Raw genomic sequence first — 18745 nt, 5'->3', positions numbered from 1 at the left:
CACCTGCCCCCGTTCCGCTCACTCGCCTCAGCTCTCCTTGCCGTCGTCGCCCGTGCCCGGATCCGCGTCCGTGTCACCGGCGCGCGAGGGTGTCCGGCCACGTCCGCTCGTTCCGGTGGCCTTGCGGGTGCGGGAGGTCGTCGTCGCCGCCCGTTTGGACGCCGGAGCCTTGCCCTGCGCGCGCTTCTTCGCGGGCGCCGAGGAGGTGGCGGGCGCGGGCTCGTCGGGTTCGGCGGGCTCGGTGGGTTCGGCGGTTTCCGCGCGGGGCTGGTCCCCCGGTGCGCGGAACGGGACCGCCCGTACCGTCCGCCGCCGCACGGGCTGCGCCGGGACCGGCTTCTCCCGGCCCTCGATCAGCACCAGCGACGCCTGATAGGCCACCGACAGCGCGTACGGGGTCTGGTGGAGCATCCCCCAGAGCTTGGAGGTCTCGTCGATGTCCATCACCGTCGGGGTGAAGCGCACCCGCTGCGGGGACGCCGCGAGATCGCTCCCGGTCAGATACGGCCGCTCGGCGGCCAGTTCGATCAAGTCCTGTGGCAGTACGGGGATTTCGTGCAGCGTGCGGATCACGCAGCCGATCAGCCGCTGGCCGACCAGCGTGGCCTCGTCCCCGTACGCGCTGATCAGGAAGTGCAGATCCAGCGCCGCCGCGGGGCGGTTGACCAGGGTGCCGTCCGAGGCGCGGGTCGGCAGGTCGGTGTGGCGCATCGAGGGGTTCGGTGTGGCCTGGTAGAGGAAGACATTGATCGTCGGCTCGGTCGGCGGTTCGGCGGGCGGCTTGCGGGTCTCCACCGTGACCGCGATGTCCATCTCCGGGGACAGGTTGTTCCCGATCAGCAGGGCCAGGGCCTGGGTGACCGTCGCGATGGCAAGTGCGTTGCTCATGAGGTCAGTTCCTCCTCTCGCCGCGGGCCAGATAGTCGTCCAGGTTGAGCACCGGCGCGCGCCGTCCGGCAGGGCCGGGGCGATCGGCCTCCGCGCGCCGTGTGCCGGGTGGCGGCGCCGCGCTCACCTCCAGCCGGCCGATCTGTACCTGGACGACACGCTCGGCCGGCCGGGGCGCCCGGCGGCCCACCCTGCTCTGCGCGGCGCCGCGCGCGGCGGTCGTGTCGGTGTCACGGGGCCGGGGCGACGGGGTGGCTCCCCGGGGGGCGACCGGCGCGCCGGGCGAAGGGGTGACGGGTCCACCACGGGGCACCGGAGAGGTATCGGCCTCCGCCGAAGCCGAACGGCGCGCGGAGCGCGAGCCGTCGGCCGCGCCCCGGCGCACCCCCGGAGCCGGGGACGGCCGGGCCGAGGGCCTGGCCGTCTCCTCCACGCGGAAGGGGTCGGTGGTCGTCGTCGTCCGCTCCGTACGGTCGCCGGGCCGGGCCGCCTCGGTCCGTACGACCGTCTGCCGGTCCGTGCGGATCTCGCGTTCGTGCCGGATCGACTCGGGTGCTCCCCAGGCGGGGTGCGGGGCCGACGGGACCAGGGAGGCGGGCGCGTCGGGCTCCTGCGGCGCCGTACGCAGCGCCTCGACGCGTTCGAACGGTCCGGGCAGCCGGGGGCGTACCCGGGTCACCCGGGTGTCCGGACCACCCGCGTCGCCGGAGTCCCCGCTGCCGTCGGCGGCCGGCACCGGGGTGTACCGGGCGAGCAGCCGGTCGAAGTAGTCAGACATCCGCGCACAGCTCCAGGTAGTAGCGGCGCCGCAGCGGGCTGAGCGCCAGGATCTCCGGCTCGCTCCACCCGTAGGCGGTGGCGAGCAGATGAACGTCGAGGAGCAAGTCCCTTGCCCAGGTGTCGAGTTCCGTCCACAGGTAGGAAGCGATGTCCAGCTCGGCGGGGGTGGCCCCGCCGCACTCGGGACAGTTCACGTTCAAGGTCACCTCGGCCGCCGGGTCGGCCTCCTCCGCCGCCTCGGCGAGCCGCCGCTGCACCTCGGCCGGGAGCAGCGCGGCCAGCCGCTCCGGCGGAACGGCCTCCCCGCCCCGTACGGCCGAGACCGTGCAGCGCGCCACCAGCAGCCGGCGGGCGTCCGCCGGATCGTCCGTGGCACCGGCCGCCGCGAGGTCGGCGACGCTGGGCAGCCGGAACTCGACGACCCACTCGCCCTCCGACACCCGCAGCGGCCCGTCCGGGATGTGCTCCCGGACACCGAACACCGTCGCGTCGAGGTCGAACTCCATGTCGGCCCCGCAGGCGCCGCACTCGACACGTACCTGCATACGCTCGCCGAACAGCGCCCGGCGCAGGGCGAACAGGTCCGCCTCCCGCTCGCCGACGGGCAGCGACAGCAGGGTGTCGGTGGCGGCCCCGGGGCGGGCCGCGTGGTGCAGCAGCAGCGACCTTTCCGAGTCGTGCTGTGCCAGCCCGGCCTCCCAGGTGGCGAGCAGCTCGGCGGGGCCCGTCGGCGTCATCCCTCGTTCCTCCGTGCGCGGGTGGTGCTGGGGTGGTGCTGGGGTCGTGCGGTGGTGATGCCGGCCCGTGCCCCGGTGGGGCCCGGGACCGGATGGCAGGGACCGGGGCCGGTGCGGACCGGTGTCCCTCCCGGTGCTAGGCCGGATGGGTGAAGGAAGGCTCCACCGGCTCCTCCACCTCGTAATCCCTTTCCCAGCCCTCGCATTCGAGCTTGACGCTCTGGATGGCGACGGCGTTCGCATTGGCGTCCAGCTCGCCGAGTACCTGGTATTCGCTCACCCAGGCCCGGTAGAGCTTGTGCGAGACGGCGACCTGACCGGCCTCGTTGAGGACCTGGATGATGATGTCCTTGCGGAAATCGCGGAGCGACACCTCGGCGCCGAGGCCGGCCCCGACCTGCCAGACCTTGTTGGCCCAGCGGTCGAACTCCGGGTCGTGCGTGACGCCGCGCTCCAGCGTGACGCCCTCGAATTCGGAGCGGCCCGGCGATTTGCGCGGCGAGCTCGGGTCGCCGCCGTGGCGGTGTTTGACCACTTCGGTGGTGCGCTTCAGCGGACTGATCTTGCTGATGCCCGCGACCGTTCGACCGTCCCAGAGAACCAGGAACTTGAAATTCTTGTACGGGTCGAAGCGATGGGCGTTGATCTGGAACTCAGCCATCGGTTTCCTTCGGGTTCCTTGTTCCTCGGTCTGGGTCAGGAGAGGTCGAACTGTCCGGCGACCTGCTGGATCTTCACGATCACGAACTCCGCGGGCCTGACCGGCGCGATGCCGATCACGACGTTCACCACCCCGTTGTCGATGTCGGCCTCGGTGGTGGTGTCCTTGTCACACTTGACGAAGTACGCCTCGCGCGGTGTGCCGCCCTGGAACGCGCCCTGCCGGAACAGGTCGTTGAGGTACGCCGACGCCTTCAGCCGGATCTGCTGCCACAACTGCTCGGTGTTGGGCTCGAAGACGACCCACTGGAGGCCCCGGTACAGGGACTCCTCGACATGCAGCGCGAGCCGGCGCACCGGTACGTACTTCCACTCGCTGTCGAGCGCGTCGGAGCCCGCCAGCGTCCTGGCGCCCCACACGAGCGGGCCGACCACCGGGAACGTACGCAGGCAGTTCACCCCGAGGGGGCCCAGCAGGCCGTTCTCCCGGTCGGTGAGCTTGACCGTCAGCGACCGCACCCCGGCCAGCCGCGCCTCGGTCCCGGCCGGCGCCTTCCACACCCCGCGCTCGCTGTCGACCCGGGCGATGACACCGGCGACGGCGCCCGACGGGGGGAAGGCGCGGAGCCGTCCGGTGAGCGGATCGGTGAGCTGTACGTGCGGGAAGTACAGCGCCGCGTGATCGCCGCGCACCGCGTCGAAGGAGCCGATCCCGGCCCGTGCGGCGTCCACGTTGCCCCAGGCGGAGGGGGAGTCCACGAGCAGGAAGATCCGTCGCTCCTGGCAGAGTTGGCCCGCCGCGGAGACCACCGTGACCATGTCCGCGGTGGACTCGTACGCCGAAAGCTCCGGCAGGACCAGCAGGTTGACGTCGTCGACGTCGCGCAGGGCCTGCATGCCGGTCTTGGCCGTCTCGCTGCCGATGAGGTCGCGGGGGCCCGGCGGGTCGCCGTCCTCGCCGCCCTCCAGGGCGAAGGCGGGCGGGTTGACCGAGCCCTCCAGCCCCAGGTCGTTGGCGCACTCCCCGACGAAGCGCACGACGTCGGCGGGGTCGATGGACCCGGCGACGACCTGGATCCGGCGGCCGAACGGGGTGACCTGGACACCGGCGTACGTGTGCTTCCCCGGCGCGTCGGGCAGCGAGCGCAGCTTGCGCTCCAGCAGCAGCGCCAACTCCACCACGTTGGTGGGTGCTTCGCCGTCGTGGTGCGGGTCGTGGAGGGTGAACTCGCGCTCCACCTCCCCGATCTTGACCTTCAACTCGACGTCGAGGGCGGGGAGTTTCGCCGCGAAGGGCTTGGACACGGTGCCGGAGGGGTCGGGGCGGTCCCGGTCCAGGGCCTTGACCCGGACGAGGCCGGAGCCGCTGTTGACCACCGTCTCCACGAAACGCCCGTGGTCGGGGTCCATCGACAGGCCGGTGAAGGACTCGCGGGCTCCGCCGCGCGCGTCGAGGACCTGGAGGTTGAACGTACGGTCCGGGGTGGGGGTGTCGTGGTCGACGGCCACCCGCAGCCGCGATCCCCAGCGGCCGGGCTCCTTGGCCTGCACCTCCAGGACCGGGCAATCGCTCTTCCCCTCGGTGGAGTTGAGCGTGACGCAGGCTTCCTTGCCGGTGCCGGCCTTGGCCACGCGCACGATCACCGCGACCGTCCCGCCGTTGCCGAAGAACTGGTGCACGGCGTAGCCGACGGCGCCGCGGGACGTGAGCCCACCGAAGCGGCGCTCGAAGTCCGCGAAGCTGGTGACCCGCACCGGCTGGTTGAGCGGACCCCGGCGGGTGTGGCCCACGAACGCGGTCACCGAGGTGGTGACCGACGCGATGGTACGGACGCTGCTGGGGAGTTCTTCGATGTAAACGCCGGGATAGCCCATATGCGTCGGCATTCCCCCTCCATTCCCTTCGCGCATCAAGACATGAGGAGGGAAGGTGAAGGTATGGCGTCCATGCGTGGAAGTTGAATACGCATGCGTACGCACCCCCTCCATTCCCCCGTTACATCCCATGCGATAGCGGTACCGGTCTCGCATGGTCATTCGCATGGCCGTACGCGGTGGTCGTCCGCGCCGCCATCCACATGACCATGCGTTGTGACTCTTGGTGTATGAGTGCCGCTTGCGAGTCTCGTTTCTTTTCCAAGGAATGGTCAAGAGGTCGATTCGGTCATCGGATGATCCTTTCCCGAACGGGCCGCCCGGCGGGTATACGGCGTGGTCAGCGGCGTGCGACCGGAAAAGTATGGAGAGTAATTCACGGTGGCTTCACAGAAGTGTTTCCGGCCGTGGTGGAAAACCAGCCGAAGAGAATTTCCTGCGGCGCGCCCCTTTGCCCGGGGGTGGCATCCGTGCGGCCGTGGCGCGGGCCGGACGCTGATGTCGTTTTTCTGCCAGCCGGGACACCCCGCGTGCCCGATGCTTGACCCATGCACACCGCCACGCACCTCGCGATGCACGCCGACACCGAGCGCTGTGTCCGGGCCGTCAGGTCCAAGGACGCACGCTTCGACGGCTGGTTCTTCACCGCGGTCCTGACCACTCGCATCTACTGCCGCCCGAGCTGCCCGGTGGTGCCGCCGAAGGCCGAGAACATGACCTTCTACCCGAGCGCCGCCGCCTGTCAGCAGGCCGGATTCCGCGCCTGCAAGCGGTGCAGGCCCGACACCAGCCCCGGCTCCCCGGAGTGGAACGCCCGCGCCGACACCGTCGCCCGCGCCATGCGGCTGATCCAGGACGGGGTCGTCGACCGGGAGGGCGTGCCCGGCCTCGCCACCCGCCTCGGCTACTCCGCCCGCCAGATCGAGCGCCAGCTCCTCGCCGAACTGGGCGCGGGGCCGCTCGCCCTCGCCCGCGCCCAGCGGGCACAGACCGCGCGGCTGCTCATCGAGACGACCGGACTGCCGATGGCCGAGGTCGCCTTCGCCGCAGGCTTCGCGTCGATCCGGGCGTTCAACGACACCGTACGAGAGGTCTTCGCGCTCTCACCGAGCGAACTGCGCGACCGGGCCGCCCGGAGCGCGCACGGCCCGCGCGCCCGGCGCGCCACGGAGCGGACCCGTACCCCCGGAGTGATCTGTCTGCGCCTGCCGTTCCGCGCGCCCCTCACCCCGGACAACCTCTTCGGGCATCTCGCCGCGACCGCCGTCCCGGGCGTCGAGGAGTGGCGGGGCGGCGCGTACCGCCGCACGCTCTCCCTCCCGTACGGGCACGGCATCGTCTCCCTCACCCCGCGTCCCGATCACATCGCCTGCCGACTCTCCCTCACCGACCCGCGCGATCTCACCCTCGCCATCAGCGGCTGCCGCCGGATGCTCGACCTCGACGCCGACCCCGTCGCCGTCGACGCACAACTGCGCGCCGATCCGCTGCTGGCCCCGCTGGTCGACAAGGCACCGGGGCGGCGGGTGCCCCGTACCGTGGACGCCGCCGAGTTCGCCGTACGGGCCGTGCTCGGCCAGCAGGTCTCCACCGCCGCCGCCAGGACACACGCGGCCCGGCTGGTCAGGGCGTACGGAGAGCCGGTCGACGACCCCGAGGGCGGGCTCACGCACCTCTTCCCGTCCCCGGCGGCGCTCGCCGGGCTCGACCCGGAGGCCCTGGCCCTGCCGCGCAGCCGGCGTACGACGCTCACCACGCTGGTCGCGGCCCTCGCCGACGGCGCGCTGCGGCTCGGCCCCGACAGCGACTGGGAGGAGGCGCGGGCGCGGCTCACCGCGCTGCCCGGGTTCGGGCCGTGGACGGTCGAGGTGATCGTCATGCGCGCGCTCGGCGACCCCGACGCGTTCCTGCCGACCGACCTCGGGATCCGCCGGGCCGCGGCACACCTCGGACTGCCCTCGACGCCCGCCGCGCTGACGGCACGCGCCGCCGCCTGGCGGCCCTGGCGCGCGTACGCCGTGCAGTACCTGTGGGCCGCCGAGGACCACGCCATCAACCACTTGCCCGCGTAAGGGAGTTGAACCCGACATGAACGCCATGAACCCCATGAACCCCATGACCGGCATTGCTGGAGAGCACACCGCGACCGCCACCGGCGCGGTGCGTACCGCGCACACCGCTCACACCACTCACACGGTGGTCGACAGCCCGTACGGACCGCTGACGCTCGTCGCCACCGACGGCGCCCTGAGCGGTCTCTACATGCACGAGCAGCGCCACCGGCCCCCCGAGGAGTCCTTCGGCGTCCAGGACCCCGGGCCGTTCACGGAGACCGTGCGCCAGCTCACCGCGTACTTCGACGGTGAACTGACCGCATTCGACGTGCCGTTCACCCTGCACGGCACGCCGTTCCAGCGTCAGGTGTGGGAGCAGCTTCTGCGGATCCCGTACGGCGAGACCCGTTCGTACGGCGAACTCGCCGAACGCCTCGGCAAGCCGGGCGCCTCCCGGGCCGTCGGCCTGGCCAACGGCAAGAACCCGATCAGCATCATCGTCCCCTGCCACCGGGTCATCGGCTCCACCGGCAGCCTCACCGGATACGGCGGCGGGCTGAGCCGTAAGCAGCGGCTCCTCACCTTCGAGGGCGCCCCCGCGGCCGGCGGGGGCCCGGTGACCGACGGGCTGTGGTGAACCGCGGGGCCGGGGTGCGGGCGCCGGGTGCGCGGCGCCGGGTGCGTGGCGCCGCGGTGTGTTTCCGGGACCCGGCCCCGTCGTTCAGGAGGTGCTCGCCGGTGTGAACGGGTTCGGTGTCAGCGCTGTCCAGCGGTGCAGGACCGCGCGGCCGGTCTGCCGGGTCACCCCGCCGGACTGGACCGTGCCGGCCTCGGCGACGTAGTAGCGGCCGTCGTCCAGCGAGACCAGCCCGTACTGTCCTGCCGCCTCCCAGCCGTACACACCGGACGCCGCGTGGTGCAGCCCGCGCGGGAGCAGGGACAGCAACGAGCCGCGCTCGGCGCGCTGTTGGCCGCGTACGGCGCTCTTCACCGGGCGCTTGGAACCGTCCACGACGAAGAGGGAGTAGTTGGGGAACGCGGTCTTCTTGCCCCGGTACACGGCCATCAGCCAGTTGCCGCTGCGCGCGTCGTACTCCAGGTTCTGCACGCCGTAGGTCGTGTTGCCGGTGTACGCGAAGTACTTGCCGTCCGGCGCCGCCGGACCCGAGGTGTGCGGCGCGTCCTCGGTCAGCGGGCGCTCGTACTTCTTCCACGCCCGGACGTCGTACTGGAGCAGGACCTGATGGTCGTTGTCCCGCCGGGCCGTGTTGGAGTAGATCCCGTACGCCACGGTGAGCTTGAGGCCGCCCCTGCCGTCGAACGACGAGCCGAAGGTGACCCCGTCGATGCCGCTGCAACCGTAGCGGTGGTCCGGGGTGTCGGCGACGTCGCCGTCGAAGACACCGTCGCCGTTCATGTCGGCCGTGTAGTCCTTCACGACCTCGTCGAGATGGACGGTGGAGACCACACCCGTGGACGCGGCGTCCATGTTCATCCGGTCGATGCGGTCCCCGTCGAAGACGGCGATGTAGAACGCCTTCGCGGCCTTGTACTCCAGGGAGCCGTACACCCGGCCGTCCGCCGTGTTGAAGTCCAGGTCACCGAGGTGGCCGGTGAAGCCCGTGACGGAGCCGAGGGGTCTGCCGGTCAGATCCGTCTTCACCAGCAGGTTGGTGAAGGAGAAGTACATGACGCCCTTGACACGGTCCACCGTCATGCCCTGGAGATGCCCCGACTCCCAGGCGCCGCCGTCGACCGCCGTGGGCAGCGTGGGCAGGGCGGCGGCCAGGGCCGGCGGGGCGGCCGGCTTCCGTACGGTACGGGCCGCCGCCGCGTCCTCGGCATGGGCCGCGCCCCCGCCGGCCACGACGGCGGAGCCGACGAGCACGGACGTGAGGAGCGCCGTTGTGAGCCGACCGCGTGTCTGCCTTCGCATGGTGCCTCCGGGGGCGTGGGACTCCAGTGGGACACCAGGATGATGCCGCGAAGGCGTGCACGGGGGACCAACGCGGAATGAACGCGGGATACGGCTCGAACGGGCCGTCATATCGTCTGTACGGGCGGTGCCGTCAGGCCGATCGGGTCCTGATCGTGTCCGCACGGCCTGTCGGCGTCAATTCAGTCCTCCGGGGTGGCGGCGGTGAGCGCGACGGGCATGACCAGGGTGGTGAAGCTGCCCTGGTCGGCCGAGCGGACCACCACCGGTTCGGTCACGGCGGAGATCTCCAGCAGGACGTCGGGGCCGACGCTCGCTTCGAGCGCCGGGGCGAGGACGGCCGGGTCGAAGCCGATCCGCAGGGGCGGTTCGCCGATGCGCAGCGCCCGCAGGGTGGTGGATCCGTCCGAGCCGTCCGACCGGTCCGCGCCGTCCGACCGGTTCGCGCCGTCCGTCCGGTCCGGTCGGGGCGGCTGGTCCGGTCGGTCGGCCGGGGAGATGTGTACGTCGTCCTCGCCGAGCCGCAGGGCGACCGCCGAGGTGCCTTCGCCGTCCGCCCCGGTGCACGCGGTGACGGCGTCGAGCAGCGCCGTCCGGTCGACGATCAGCCGGTGGCGGGCCTCGGGCAGTTCGGTGAGCACGTCGCGGTAGGCGGGGAACTCGCCGTCCCACAGCTTCAGTTCGCGGGATCCCGCGCCGTCCACGTCGGATATCCGGGCCTCGTCCGCGTCGATCTCGACGGTCACCGCTGAGCACCGTGCCGCCCACGCTCCCACCTCGGCCAACGGGGCGGCGTCCAGCAGGACATGGCGGTCGGGGCCCTCCACCGCGACCACCGGCTTCAGGACGCGGGTCGAGAGGCGGTAGCGGTCGGTGGCCACCAGGCGTACCTCGCTGTCGTCGATCTCGACGAGGACGCGGCCGAGGACCGGATGGTCCGGGTCGGCGCCGACGGCCGCACCCACCTGCCGTACGGCACCGGCCAGTTCGGCGCCGCCGAGCCGCACCCGTGTGACCGGCCCGGCTCCGTCCCCCGTTCCGTTGCCGTCCTCCGCACCCGGCAGGGAGCGCAGCACGGCGGCGATCGTCTCATCGGCCGTGCGTGAGCGTTCCCGTACGGTGCTGCGGTGGCGCTCCAGTACCGTACGGGCCGCGTCCGGATCGCCGTCGAGCACGACCATGACCTCAGCGAGGGGCAGCCCCGCCTCCCGCAGGCTCCGCAGGACCCGCGCCCGCATCTCCTGGTCGAGGCTGTAGGAGCGGTAGCCGGTGGTGGCGTCGACCTGGGCGGGGGGCAGGACGCCGCAGTCGTCGTAGAAGCGCAGGGCGCTCGGGGCGAGGCCGACGCGCCGGGCGAAGGCGCTGATGCTCAGCAGCTCCGGCTTGAAGAGGCCGATCGAGATGTCCACGGGGGTGGAGCCTGTAGTGCTGTCCATGGCGGTGATTGTCGAGGTTCAGGCAACCTGAAAGTCAACTCCGGCCCCGTACGGCCGCCCGGCCCCGGTCCTCACGGATAGCTCGCCGTCAGCATCGAGGTCGCCAGTTCCACCCGGGAGCGCAGCCCGGTGCGGTGGAAGAGTCTGGTCAGCCGGCTCGCCACACTGCCCTCGCTCACCCCGAGCGCCGCCGCGAGCTGGCGGTTGGACAGTCCCTCCGCGACCAGGGTCGCCAGCAGCCGTTCGTTCTCCTCGGTCACGGTCCGCCGGTCCGGCACCGGCAGCCCCGCGTCGCGCAGCGCCGTCCGGGTCCGGTAGCGCCACAGCAGCGCGTCCAACTCCCCGAACAGGTCGTACGCCTCCCGGAGCCGCGCCTCGCTCCGCGGTCCCGTGGCGATCCCCGGCGACGCGACGGCCAGCAGCGTACAGGCCGTCTCGAAGGGCCGGCCGGAGGCGCGGGCCAGGGCGAGGGCCTCGCGTACGGACCGGTCGGGGTCGGGCAGCAGCGCGCGCAGGTCGGGGCAGAGCCGCAGGACCCGGACGCGGGTCAGCAGGGCGAGCAGCCGCGCGCTGTCACCGCCCGAGGCGGCGGCCGTACGCTCCAGCCGGCTCAGGCAGGTCGCCGCGCGGTCCGGGCGGCCCCGTTCGGCCTCCATGGCCGCGAGGGCCGCCCACAGCGGCTCGGTGCCGAAGGCGTAGCCGTGCTCCGACGCCTCGGCCAGGCCCCGGCGAAGCGCCTTCTCCGCGCGGGAGTCCTCGCCCATGAGCCGGTGGACGGCGGCCTGTTCGGCGTCGAGGAGATACGTCATGGAGTTGGTGACGGCCCGCGCGGTGTCCAGCACCGTCCGCGCGCGCGACGGCCAGCCGCGGGCGAGCAGCATGGTCGAGGTCCGGGCGTGCGCCAGCACACTGGCCGGCATCCGGGCGGTCGCCGGGCTGTTGGCCATCAGGGAGCGCGCGCTCGCCATAGCCTCGTCCCAGGATCCGGCCAGATAGTGCGTCAACATGACATTTCGGATGGGGAGGTGGCCGATGGTCAGCCCGCGGCGGGCCACAAGGGCGCGTGCCTCGGCCAGTTCGCCCATGCCGAGCAGGAAGTCGCATTGCAGAACGGTCAGTTCGAGCATCAGGTGCGGCGCCGGGATCCCGTCGACGGGGTGGCGCAGCGTGCGCCGGAACGGGGCCGCGTCCCCGGTCATCAGCCGCGCCGCCGTCTCGCACATCATGACGAAGAGCCGGGCGACCGGATGCGGATGACTGTGGGCGCGTGACCGGGCGATCAGCTTCAGGGCCTCGGACCAGAGCCCCAGCAGACACAGCGCGACCACGCCCAGGACCTCGGACTCGCTGTCGGCGCCCGCGCCCGTGGCCCGCGTGCGGTGGAGCGCGGCGGGCCCGCACAGCGCGCTCGGATCGCCGGAGGCCGCCCGCGCCGCCAGCTCGACCACCGCCAGCTCCAGCCGGGTGCCCGGGTCCATCGCGCGGGCGTGCCGCTCCAGCAGGGCCGCCGCCGCGTCCGCCGCGCCGGGCCCGTTCCCGGTGGAGTCGGCGGTGGCCGCGTACCGGGCCAGCGTCGACGCGAGCAGCGCGGGATCGTCGGTCAGCCCGGCGGCCGACTCCAGCCAGCGGGACGCCTCCGGCACCTCGGCGGCGTCCGACTCCCGTGCCGCGGCGAGCAGTTCGGCCGTGGCTCTGCCCCGGTCGACGAACGTGCCGGCCTCGACGACGCGGTTCGCCAGATAGGTGCGGCGTACGCTCGCGGCGTCCCGGGGTACGACCACCGCGCCACGGTGCGTGGACGCCATGCCGTCCGCCGGGGCCACGGGGGCGGACGTGGCGGACGGCCCGCGGTCGGCGGTCTCCCACAGGGCGTGCACGGCGGTGGCCGAGACGGCGCGGCGTTCGTAAGGGCCGAGCCGGTCCGCCGCGGCGACGGCGACCAGCGGGATACGGAACGTCCAGCCCGCCCCGCGGCCCGGTCCCGCGACGAGGCCGGGCTCCGTCAGCCGGTGCAGCGCCCGGAGCACGGTGTGTTCGGGCAGCCCGGTGGCCGCCGCGACGAGCCCGGCTGTCCGCTCGCCCAGCGGCTCCAGCACACTCAGCGCCTTCGCCACACGCCACGCGGTGTCGCCGAGCCCCCGCAGGGCGCGGACGAAACGGTCGTCGTCCGGCAGTACGGGAACGGGCGCGCCCGCCACCAGATGCGCATGGCCGATCATGGTCCGGATCGCCCGCGAGCCCGCGTGGAGCGCGGCCACCAGCGCCCCGGGGTTGCCGCCGGTCAGCCAGTGCGCCTCCTCGACCAGTGTCTGTTCCGGCACGGCGCGCAGCCGGTGGGTCAGGAGCCGCGCGACCTCCTCCACCGTCAGCGGCGGCAGATCCACCGCGCCGATCGACACCCCGTCGGCGAGCGCCAACAGGGCTTCCTCCCCGGCCCGTTGGCTGCTGGACCGCACCGGGCCGAGGGGGGACACCCCGAGGATCAGCCGTACGGGGGAGGAGACGAGCCGGGGCGCGAGCGCGTACAGCAGCTCGGTGGTCTCCGGATCGGCGAACTGCACGTCGTCGACCAGGACGACGGCCGGGGTACGGGTGCGCAGCGTGCGGGCCAGCAGGACGGACACCGCCTCACCGGATCCGCGCGGCTCGGTGTGCGAGCGCAGCGCGTCGTCCAGCGGCCGGTCCTCCGGTACGGCCCCACCCGTACCACCGGCCCCCGTGGCACCGCCCACCGCTGCCGGCCCACCGGCACCGGCACCGGCACCGGCCGCACCGCCCGGCCCGGACAGCGCGGTGATCAGCCGATGGGCCAGAAGATGCGCGAGGAGATGGTCGCCCGGCCGGCACGCCACCGCGTGCACCGGGAGGCCCGCCGCCCGCAACCGCTCAGCGACCACCCCGAGCAGCGCGGTCCGGCCCGCCCCGATCCCGCCGCGTACCAGATGGATCGCCGGACCCGACGGTGCGGTGGCGGCGTCCAGCATCCGTTGGATCACTCTGTCCCGGCCGAAGAGCTCGGGCTCCGTACGGGGCAGCGGTCTCTCGCCCCCGGTTCGAAGGTCCCCCGTGATGTGTCCCGTCACCATCACCCCTTTGCGCAACCGGGGCAGACTGGATCACCACCTGGCCCCCGTTGACCGATCGGCCAATAGTAGACGAACGCCTGGACGAGGAATGGGCCGTTCGATCAACTCGTGAAGGCGCCGGAGGTTACGTTGAGGCCGGGGCCCCTCGACGGGCCCGCAGCCGGGCTCTGCGTGGGGGGAGTGGTGCCGACCGATGTCGACCAACCGGAAAACCCAGTTCGTCGGACGGAAGGAAGAAGTGCGCGAGATCGGTGCGGCCCTGCGCCGTGCCGAGGGGGACGCCCGGCTGCTGGTCGTGCACGGCGAACCCGGTATCGGGAAAACCGCCGTGCTGGACGCGGCGCTCCAACCCGCCCTGCGGGAAGGGGCCCTGGTGGTCCGGGTCGACCTCGCCGACTGCCGGGAACCGGTGGTGGACACCGTGGCGGACCGGCTCTGCGACCTGCTGACGGAACTGGGCGACAGCGCCGCCCTGGCCCTCGTCACGGCCGTCCGGCGCGCCCAGGCCGGGGCGGCCAGGGACCGGCGGCACTCCCTCCACCTGCTGCTGGAGGCACGGGCCGCCGTCCGGCACATCGCGGGCCACCGCCCGCCCGCCGTCGTCCTCGACGACGCGCAGCTCGTCCCCGAGGACGAGACCGGCGCGCTCGGCGCGTTGCTGCGCGCGATCCGCTCCGACGGCGTGCCCGTCGTGGTGTGCGGGCGGATGGAACCAGGGGCTCCCGGCGCCGTCCACGCGCTGGCGGCGGCGGCCGACCGCGTCCTGGCGCTGCCGCCGCTGACCTGGGCCCAGACCAGCGCCCTGACCGGCCGTAGGCTGGGACTGCCGGCCGCACCCGAACTGGTCTCCGCGCTGCGCCGCGCGCTCGGCCCGCTGGCCGGCAACCCCCGCGCCGTACTCGCCGCTGTCGGCACACTGTGGGAGCGCGACCGCCTGCTGGTGGTGGACGGCTCCGCGTGTCTCTCCGGCCCCGACACCCCTGTACAACTACCCATCGGGCGCACGGAAGTTCACCGGATCTGGCGGCTCGCCGGCGGCCCCGCCTTCGCCGACGAGGCGTTCCTGGAGGAGACGCTGGCGCTGCTCGCCCGGCTGACCGAGGCGGCGCGGACGACGGTCGACGACTTCCTCGATCTGGCACCGGAGCTCGGCGGGTCCGTGGCACACATCGGCCGGGTCCTCGACGCGCTGGTCGAGCACCGCATGGTCACCGTGGACGACAAGCAGAGCCTCGCCTGCGCGGTCCCCGGCCTGGGCGCCGATCTGCGCACCGCACGGACCCGGCGCCAACTCGCCAGGCTGCACGCCCGCGTCGTGACGAACGCGGGACGCCGGCTGGGCACGAGGAGCGGCACCCTGGACCCGCGCCTGTGCGACCACGCGCTCGCCGCGGGCGCCGAACTGCCCGTCGCGCTGTCCAACGAGATCCTGCTGGCCGCGGTCCGCCGCGGCGGGGCCGGCGCGGAGCGGCGGCGGGCCGCCCGCGCGGCCCTCGCGCTCTCCCGCCAACTGGCGTCCGACGACGAGAGTCTGCCCGGCGTACTGCGGACCACGATCGCGCTCATGCTCGACCACGGTGACGCCGACGGGCTGCTGGAACTCGGCGGCCGGCTGCTGCCCACCGGCACCCGATGCCCGCCCCGGTCCTGGGAGTTCCTGCCCGATCTGGCCTCCGCCTGGGCGCTCGCCGCCCTTCACGAGCAGTGGCTCGGAACCCGGGTGGTCGACCACGAAGGCCCGGCCGCCCGTACGGCGGTACGGTTCCCGTCCGCCGCGGCGCTCATGGCGATGGCCGCGCGGATCCGGGGCGAGCCGCCGCGCGGGGGACCGGTGGGGGGAGAACCGGTGGGCAGGGGGCCGGTGGTTGGGGAACCGGTGGGCGGGGGACCGGGGGGAGCGCCCGCCCATGCCCCGCTGTCCGGCTTCCACTTACCCGGCTGCCTCTTACCCGAGACCCCGGACACCGATCTGCCCGTCGGGCTCGTCCCGGCCGCCGCCGAGACCCGGCTGGCCACCGGCACCCTGGGGACCCGCGCCGAGTTCGACGCCGCCCTGGCCGCCGTCCAGAACCTCCGTTCGTCCAACGGTCTCGCCCCGCTCGACGTCACCGACCGGCTGCGCGAGGCGGCCTCGCTGGGCGACTGGGCCAGCGCCTTCGAAACGGTCCTCGGTGACCGCTGCGCGCAGTTCGAGGACAGCCCGCTCCGCACCTACCAGTCCCTGGTCCGTGAGTATCTGACCGGATCGTGGGAGGTCGCGCTCGCCCTGGCCCGCCGGATCGAGATGCACTCCGAGGGCACCGGGCGCGGACCGCTGTACGACCACAGCCGCAGCCTGGCCTCCGAGATCTGCCGCTGGCAGGGCGACACCGACCGTGCCGCCGCCTGGCTCTCCGGCGTCGAGCCCGCCACGGGCTGGGGGCCGCTGCCGAGCTGGTCCCGTGCGGGGCTGCGGCATGTGACGGGCGACGCCGTCGGCGCGTGGCGGGACGGCTGGCGCGACTACCGGATCCTTCGGGCGGCCGGCCATCTCGCCGGACTGGAACGCCTGTTGCTGCGGCTGCTGGGGTACGCGGTGGTCCAGGGGCACGACCGTGCGGTACGGGAGTCGCTGGAGGCCCTGGAGGAACTGCACGCGTCCGTCGACTCGCACGCGACCCGGGCCACCACCATGCTGGCCCTTGCGGTGGCCCGCGACGACGTGGACAGCGCCCTCGCCGCCTACGCGCTCCTCGCCCGCCACGGCGACCAGAGCCTGTCCTTCGTCACCAGCCTGTGGCTGGCCCGCGCCACCGGTACGGAGAAGTGGCTGGCCGAGGCGTGGGAGTGGTGCGAACGGCTCGGGGCGCGGCGCGCCCGGCAGACGCTGGCCGATGTCGCCCACGACCTCGGGCATCCGCTGCCGCGCCGGCGTGCGACCCGGTCCGTCTTCAGCCGGCTGGAGGTGGAGGTGGTCGGGATGGTCGCCGACGGCTGGACCAACCGGCAGATCGCGGCCGTGCTGGCCCGCAGCGAGAAGAGCGTCGAGACCTATCTCGCCCGGATCTTCGAACGCACCGGCTGCCGCTCGCGGTTGGAGCTGACCACCGCATGGCTGGACGGTGGGCTCGCGCGCTTCGTACCCGGCTGAGCGGCCCGGCCGTCCGGCCCCCGGGGGCGGAGACGGACGGCCACGTACCCCGGGACGGCCGCCGCCCACGATGTTCGGGCAAGGGTGGAGGTACGAACAGGCACGGAACGCGGTCGTGGTTGCGTCGGCGCGCGCGGCGGTGTTTTTCTGGGACGCGTCCACGGTGAGGCCCGCGCGCACCCTCACAAGGCATTCCGGAGAGCCGGAGTGCAAAGGAACTCCCGCTGAAAACAGGGCAGTTGACATGGTGTGATCGGAGGCGCGCTGCGCGATGGACGACAGAGGACGGAACGACACCGCCCGGTACCCCGGCACTGCCCTGTACCCCGGCACCGCTCCGTACGTCGGCACCGCCCCGTACCCCGGCACCGGCACCGTCGCACCGGTCCGCGCATGCCCGTCCTGACCGGCCCCGGAGTACTGGCCGGACCCGGCCCCCTCCACGCCGTACCGAGCCCTGCCGCCCGTCACCGTAGGGGCCCGGCCGACCGCGGCCCGGACACCACGGCGGCGCGGGCGGAGGCGCTGGCCCGCTCGGGCCACGGCGGCGCGGCCCTCGACCTGCTCGACGAGGTGGGCGCCGACCCGTCCGCGACCGACGCCACCGCCAGGGACGCACGGGCGCTCCGTACGCTCGTCAGGGGCGAGCACCCCGGTGAGCGCGGCGCGCCCCGGGCCCCGGCGGCCGGCGACTGGGGGCGCGCCCTGGCGGAGGGGCCCGTGCGCGCCGCGGCCGACGCGTGGGCCGGGGTGCTGGCAGGACTGCCGGCCTACGAGATCGCCCCGCGCGCCACCCACGCGCTGGCCGCCCTCTCCCCGCCGTCTCAGCCGTCCCCGCAGCCCCCGCCGTCCTTCCGTGACCCGGGCGGCCCGTGGAGCGCGACGGTGGCCGCCGCCGCGGTCCGGGCGCTCCTGCACACCGACCGGCTCGCCGCCGCCGCCGGATGGAGCGGGCGGCTGGCGGCCCGTGCGGAAGAAGACGGTGCCTCCGAGCGGCAGGCCGAGTTCCTGACCCTGCTCGCCGTGGCGGAGTACCGGCAGGGCGAGTTGTCCGCCGCCCGCGGCCATCTCGCCACGGCTCTCGGCCTCGTACCCGGCGGCGATGCCCAACCCTGGCGGCTGACCGCCCTGTTGACGCGGGGCCGGGTCCTGGCCCTCACGGGCCGCCCGCCCGCTCCGGGGCACACCGCCGCGCCCGTACCCGTACCCGTACACACCCCGCAGCCCCGCCACGCCGACGCCGTCCCGCGCGCACCGTCCCCCAACAGCCTCCAGTGGGTCGATCACCTGTACTTCCGCGGCGAGACACGGCTGGCCCGGGGCAGGCCGGCGGAGGCGCTCATGGACTTCGTACGGTGCGGTCGCGCGCTGCGCGACTGGGGCGCCGACCGGCCGACCGTCACCCCGTGGCGCTCCGGCGCCGCCCGCGCCCACCTCGCGCTGGGCAACCGCGGCCCCGCGCTCGCCCTCGCCCTCGCGGAGGTCCGGCTCGCGCGGGAGTGCGCGGCCCCCCGGACGCTGGGGATCAGCCTCCGCGAGGCCGCCGTGGCGGCCGACCCGCTCTTCCGGATGGACCTCCTCCAGGAGTCGGCCCGGACCCACGAGACCGCGGGCGCCCGGCTCGAACTGGCCCGCACCCTCGCCCTCATCGGCAGGGAGCGGCACCGTACGGGCGACCGGAAGGCGGCCCGTGCCGTGCTCAGCACCGCGTGCGAGGCGGCTCACGCGTGCGGCGCCGCGGCGCTGGAGAAGCGGGTACGCCAGGAACTCGCGGCGGCGGGCGGCCGGGTGTGCGGCAAGGCCGTACGGGACTCCCGGACCCTGACGGCCCGGCAGCAGCGCGTCGCTGAGCTGGCCGTCCAGGGGTACGGCAACCGGGAGATCGCGGCCCGGCTCTCCCTCACCGAAAGCACCGTGGAACAGCACATGACGCAGATCTACCGGAAACTCGACATCGGAAAGAGAAGCGAGATAAAGATCTCCGGAGAAACGCTCGGATAACGCCCGTAAGTCGCCCGCGCGGCGCGCGAATACCATCCGGAGCGGTGGGGGGGGGGGGGGGGGAGGGGGCGGGGGCCCCCCCCCCCGGGGGGGGGGGGGAGAAAAAAGGACGTAAGATAACGATACACAACGCGACCAAAAACAGGATAAACCAAAAAAAAA

12 protein-coding genes are annotated in these 18745 nt (G+C 73.5%); 4 read left to right on the top strand and 8 right to left on the bottom strand.

Annotated elements, in window-relative coordinates:
• Positions 1-27: 27 nt before the first annotated feature.
• The 5 genes from ACIO3P_RS07645 to ACIO3P_RS07625 all read right to left on the bottom strand — a co-directional run bounded on the left by ACIO3P_RS07645 (position 28) and on the right by ACIO3P_RS07625 (position 4952).
• A complete protein-coding gene (locus tag ACIO3P_RS07645; RefSeq protein WP_401848571.1) occupies positions 28-888 on the bottom strand; it encodes a Pvc16 family protein in 861 nt (286 codons plus the stop codon).
• Positions 889-892: 4 nt separating this feature from the next.
• A complete protein-coding gene (locus ACIO3P_RS07640; RefSeq protein WP_401848572.1) occupies positions 893-1666 on the bottom strand; it encodes a hypothetical protein in 774 nt (257 codons plus the stop codon).
• Positions 1659-2405: a hypothetical protein gene (locus ACIO3P_RS07635; protein ID WP_401848573.1), complete on the bottom strand. Its 747-nt coding sequence runs from the start codon at positions 2403-2405 to the stop codon at positions 1659-1661. The genes ACIO3P_RS07640 and ACIO3P_RS07635 overlap by 8 nt, the downstream gene beginning before the upstream one ends.
• 136 nt (positions 2406-2541) lie before the next feature.
• On the bottom strand, positions 2542-3066 hold the full coding sequence (locus ACIO3P_RS07630; RefSeq protein ID WP_313939720.1) for a phage tail protein: 525 nt from the start codon (positions 3064-3066) through the stop codon (positions 2542-2544).
• A 35-nt stretch (positions 3067-3101) separates the two neighbouring features.
• Positions 3102-4952 (bottom strand): phage tail sheath family protein, encoded by a 1851-nt coding sequence (locus tag ACIO3P_RS07625; protein WP_401848574.1) that lies wholly within the window; start codon positions 4950-4952, stop codon positions 3102-3104.
• 560 nt (positions 4953-5512) lie between these two features.
• Here ACIO3P_RS07625 and ACIO3P_RS07620 point away from each other — a divergent pair.
• Both ACIO3P_RS07620 and ACIO3P_RS07615 read left to right on the top strand, forming a co-directional pair.
• Positions 5513-7012: an AlkA N-terminal domain-containing protein gene (locus tag ACIO3P_RS07620; RefSeq protein ID WP_329828137.1), complete on the top strand. Its 1500-nt coding sequence runs from the start codon at positions 5513-5515 to the stop codon at positions 7010-7012.
• A 16-nt stretch (positions 7013-7028) separates the two neighbouring features.
• Entirely contained in the window at positions 7029-7631 is a 603-nt protein-coding gene (locus tag ACIO3P_RS07615) for a methylated-DNA--[protein]-cysteine S-methyltransferase (protein ID WP_329827922.1), read from the top strand.
• An 84-nt stretch (positions 7632-7715) separates the two neighbouring features.
• Here the strand turns inward: ACIO3P_RS07615 and ACIO3P_RS07610 are convergent, their stop codons facing one another.
• The 3 genes from ACIO3P_RS07610 to ACIO3P_RS07600 all read right to left on the bottom strand — a co-directional run bounded on the left by ACIO3P_RS07610 (position 7716) and on the right by ACIO3P_RS07600 (position 13449).
• Positions 7716-8930 carry a hypothetical protein gene (locus ACIO3P_RS07610; RefSeq protein ID WP_401848576.1) on the bottom strand — a complete coding sequence of 405 codons (1215 nt, stop codon included), beginning with the start codon at positions 8928-8930 and terminating at the stop codon, positions 7716-7718.
• 182 nt (positions 8931-9112) lie between these two features.
• On the bottom strand, positions 9113-10366 hold the full coding sequence (locus tag ACIO3P_RS07605) for a MerR family transcriptional regulator (RefSeq protein ID WP_401848578.1): 1254 nt from the start codon (positions 10364-10366) through the stop codon (positions 9113-9115).
• A gap of 71 nt (positions 10367-10437) precedes the next feature.
• Positions 10438-13449: an AAA family ATPase gene (locus ACIO3P_RS07600; protein ID WP_401848581.1), complete on the bottom strand. Its 3012-nt coding sequence runs from the start codon at positions 13447-13449 to the stop codon at positions 10438-10440.
• A 196-nt stretch (positions 13450-13645) separates the two neighbouring features.
• Here ACIO3P_RS07600 and ACIO3P_RS07595 point away from each other — a divergent pair, with 196 nt between their 5' ends.
• Both ACIO3P_RS07595 and ACIO3P_RS07590 read left to right on the top strand, forming a co-directional pair.
• Positions 13646-16582, top strand: coding sequence for an AAA family ATPase (locus tag ACIO3P_RS07595; RefSeq protein ID WP_401848582.1), 2937 nt, complete (start codon positions 13646-13648; stop codon positions 16580-16582).
• Positions 16583-16975: 393 nt separating this feature from the next.
• Positions 16976-18583, top strand: a complete 1608-nt coding sequence (locus ACIO3P_RS07590) for a LuxR C-terminal-related transcriptional regulator (RefSeq protein WP_401848584.1) — start codon at positions 16976-16978, stop codon at positions 18581-18583.
• The last annotated feature ends 162 nt before the right edge of the window (positions 18584-18745 follow it).

The sequence above is a fragment of the Streptomyces sp. NPDC087310 genome (assembly GCF_044744405.1).
GTDB lineage: Bacteria > Actinomycetota > Actinomycetes > Streptomycetales > Streptomycetaceae > Streptomyces.
Note: the sequence above shows the minus strand (reverse complement) of the source record. Positions and strands in the feature narration are given on the sequence as shown.

Excerpts from the sequence above, each read along its gene's own strand:
- ACIO3P_RS07645 (WP_401848571.1), bottom strand. The coding sequence starts at position 888 with ATGAGCAACGCACTTGCCATCGCGACGGTCACCCAGGCCCTGGCCCTG.
- ACIO3P_RS07640 (WP_401848572.1), bottom strand. The coding sequence starts at position 1,666 with ATGTCTGACTACTTCGACCGGCTGCTCGCCCGGTACACCCCGGTGCCG.
- ACIO3P_RS07635 (WP_401848573.1), bottom strand. The coding sequence starts at position 2,405 with ATGACGCCGACGGGCCCCGCCGAGCTGCTCGCCACCTGGGAGGCCGGG.
- ACIO3P_RS07630 (WP_313939720.1), bottom strand. The coding sequence starts at position 3,066 with ATGGCTGAGTTCCAGATCAACGCCCATCGCTTCGACCCGTACAAGAAT.
- ACIO3P_RS07625 (WP_401848574.1), bottom strand. The coding sequence starts at position 4,952 with ATGCCGACGCATATGGGCTATCCCGGCGTTTACATCGAAGAACTCCCC.
- ACIO3P_RS07620 (WP_329828137.1), top strand. The coding sequence starts at position 5,513 with ATGCACGCCGACACCGAGCGCTGTGTCCGGGCCGTCAGGTCCAAGGAC.
- ACIO3P_RS07615 (WP_329827922.1), top strand. The coding sequence starts at position 7,029 with ATGAACGCCATGAACCCCATGAACCCCATGACCGGCATTGCTGGAGAG.
- ACIO3P_RS07610 (WP_401848576.1), bottom strand. The coding sequence starts at position 8,930 with ATGCGAAGGCAGACACGCGGTCGGCTCACAACGGCGCTCCTCACGTCC.
- ACIO3P_RS07605 (WP_401848578.1), bottom strand. The coding sequence starts at position 10,366 with ATGGACAGCACTACAGGCTCCACCCCCGTGGACATCTCGATCGGCCTC.
- ACIO3P_RS07595 (WP_401848582.1), top strand. The coding sequence starts at position 13,646 with ATGTCGACCAACCGGAAAACCCAGTTCGTCGGACGGAAGGAAGAAGTG.
- ACIO3P_RS07590 (WP_401848584.1), top strand. The coding sequence starts at position 16,976 with ATGCCCGTCCTGACCGGCCCCGGAGTACTGGCCGGACCCGGCCCCCTC.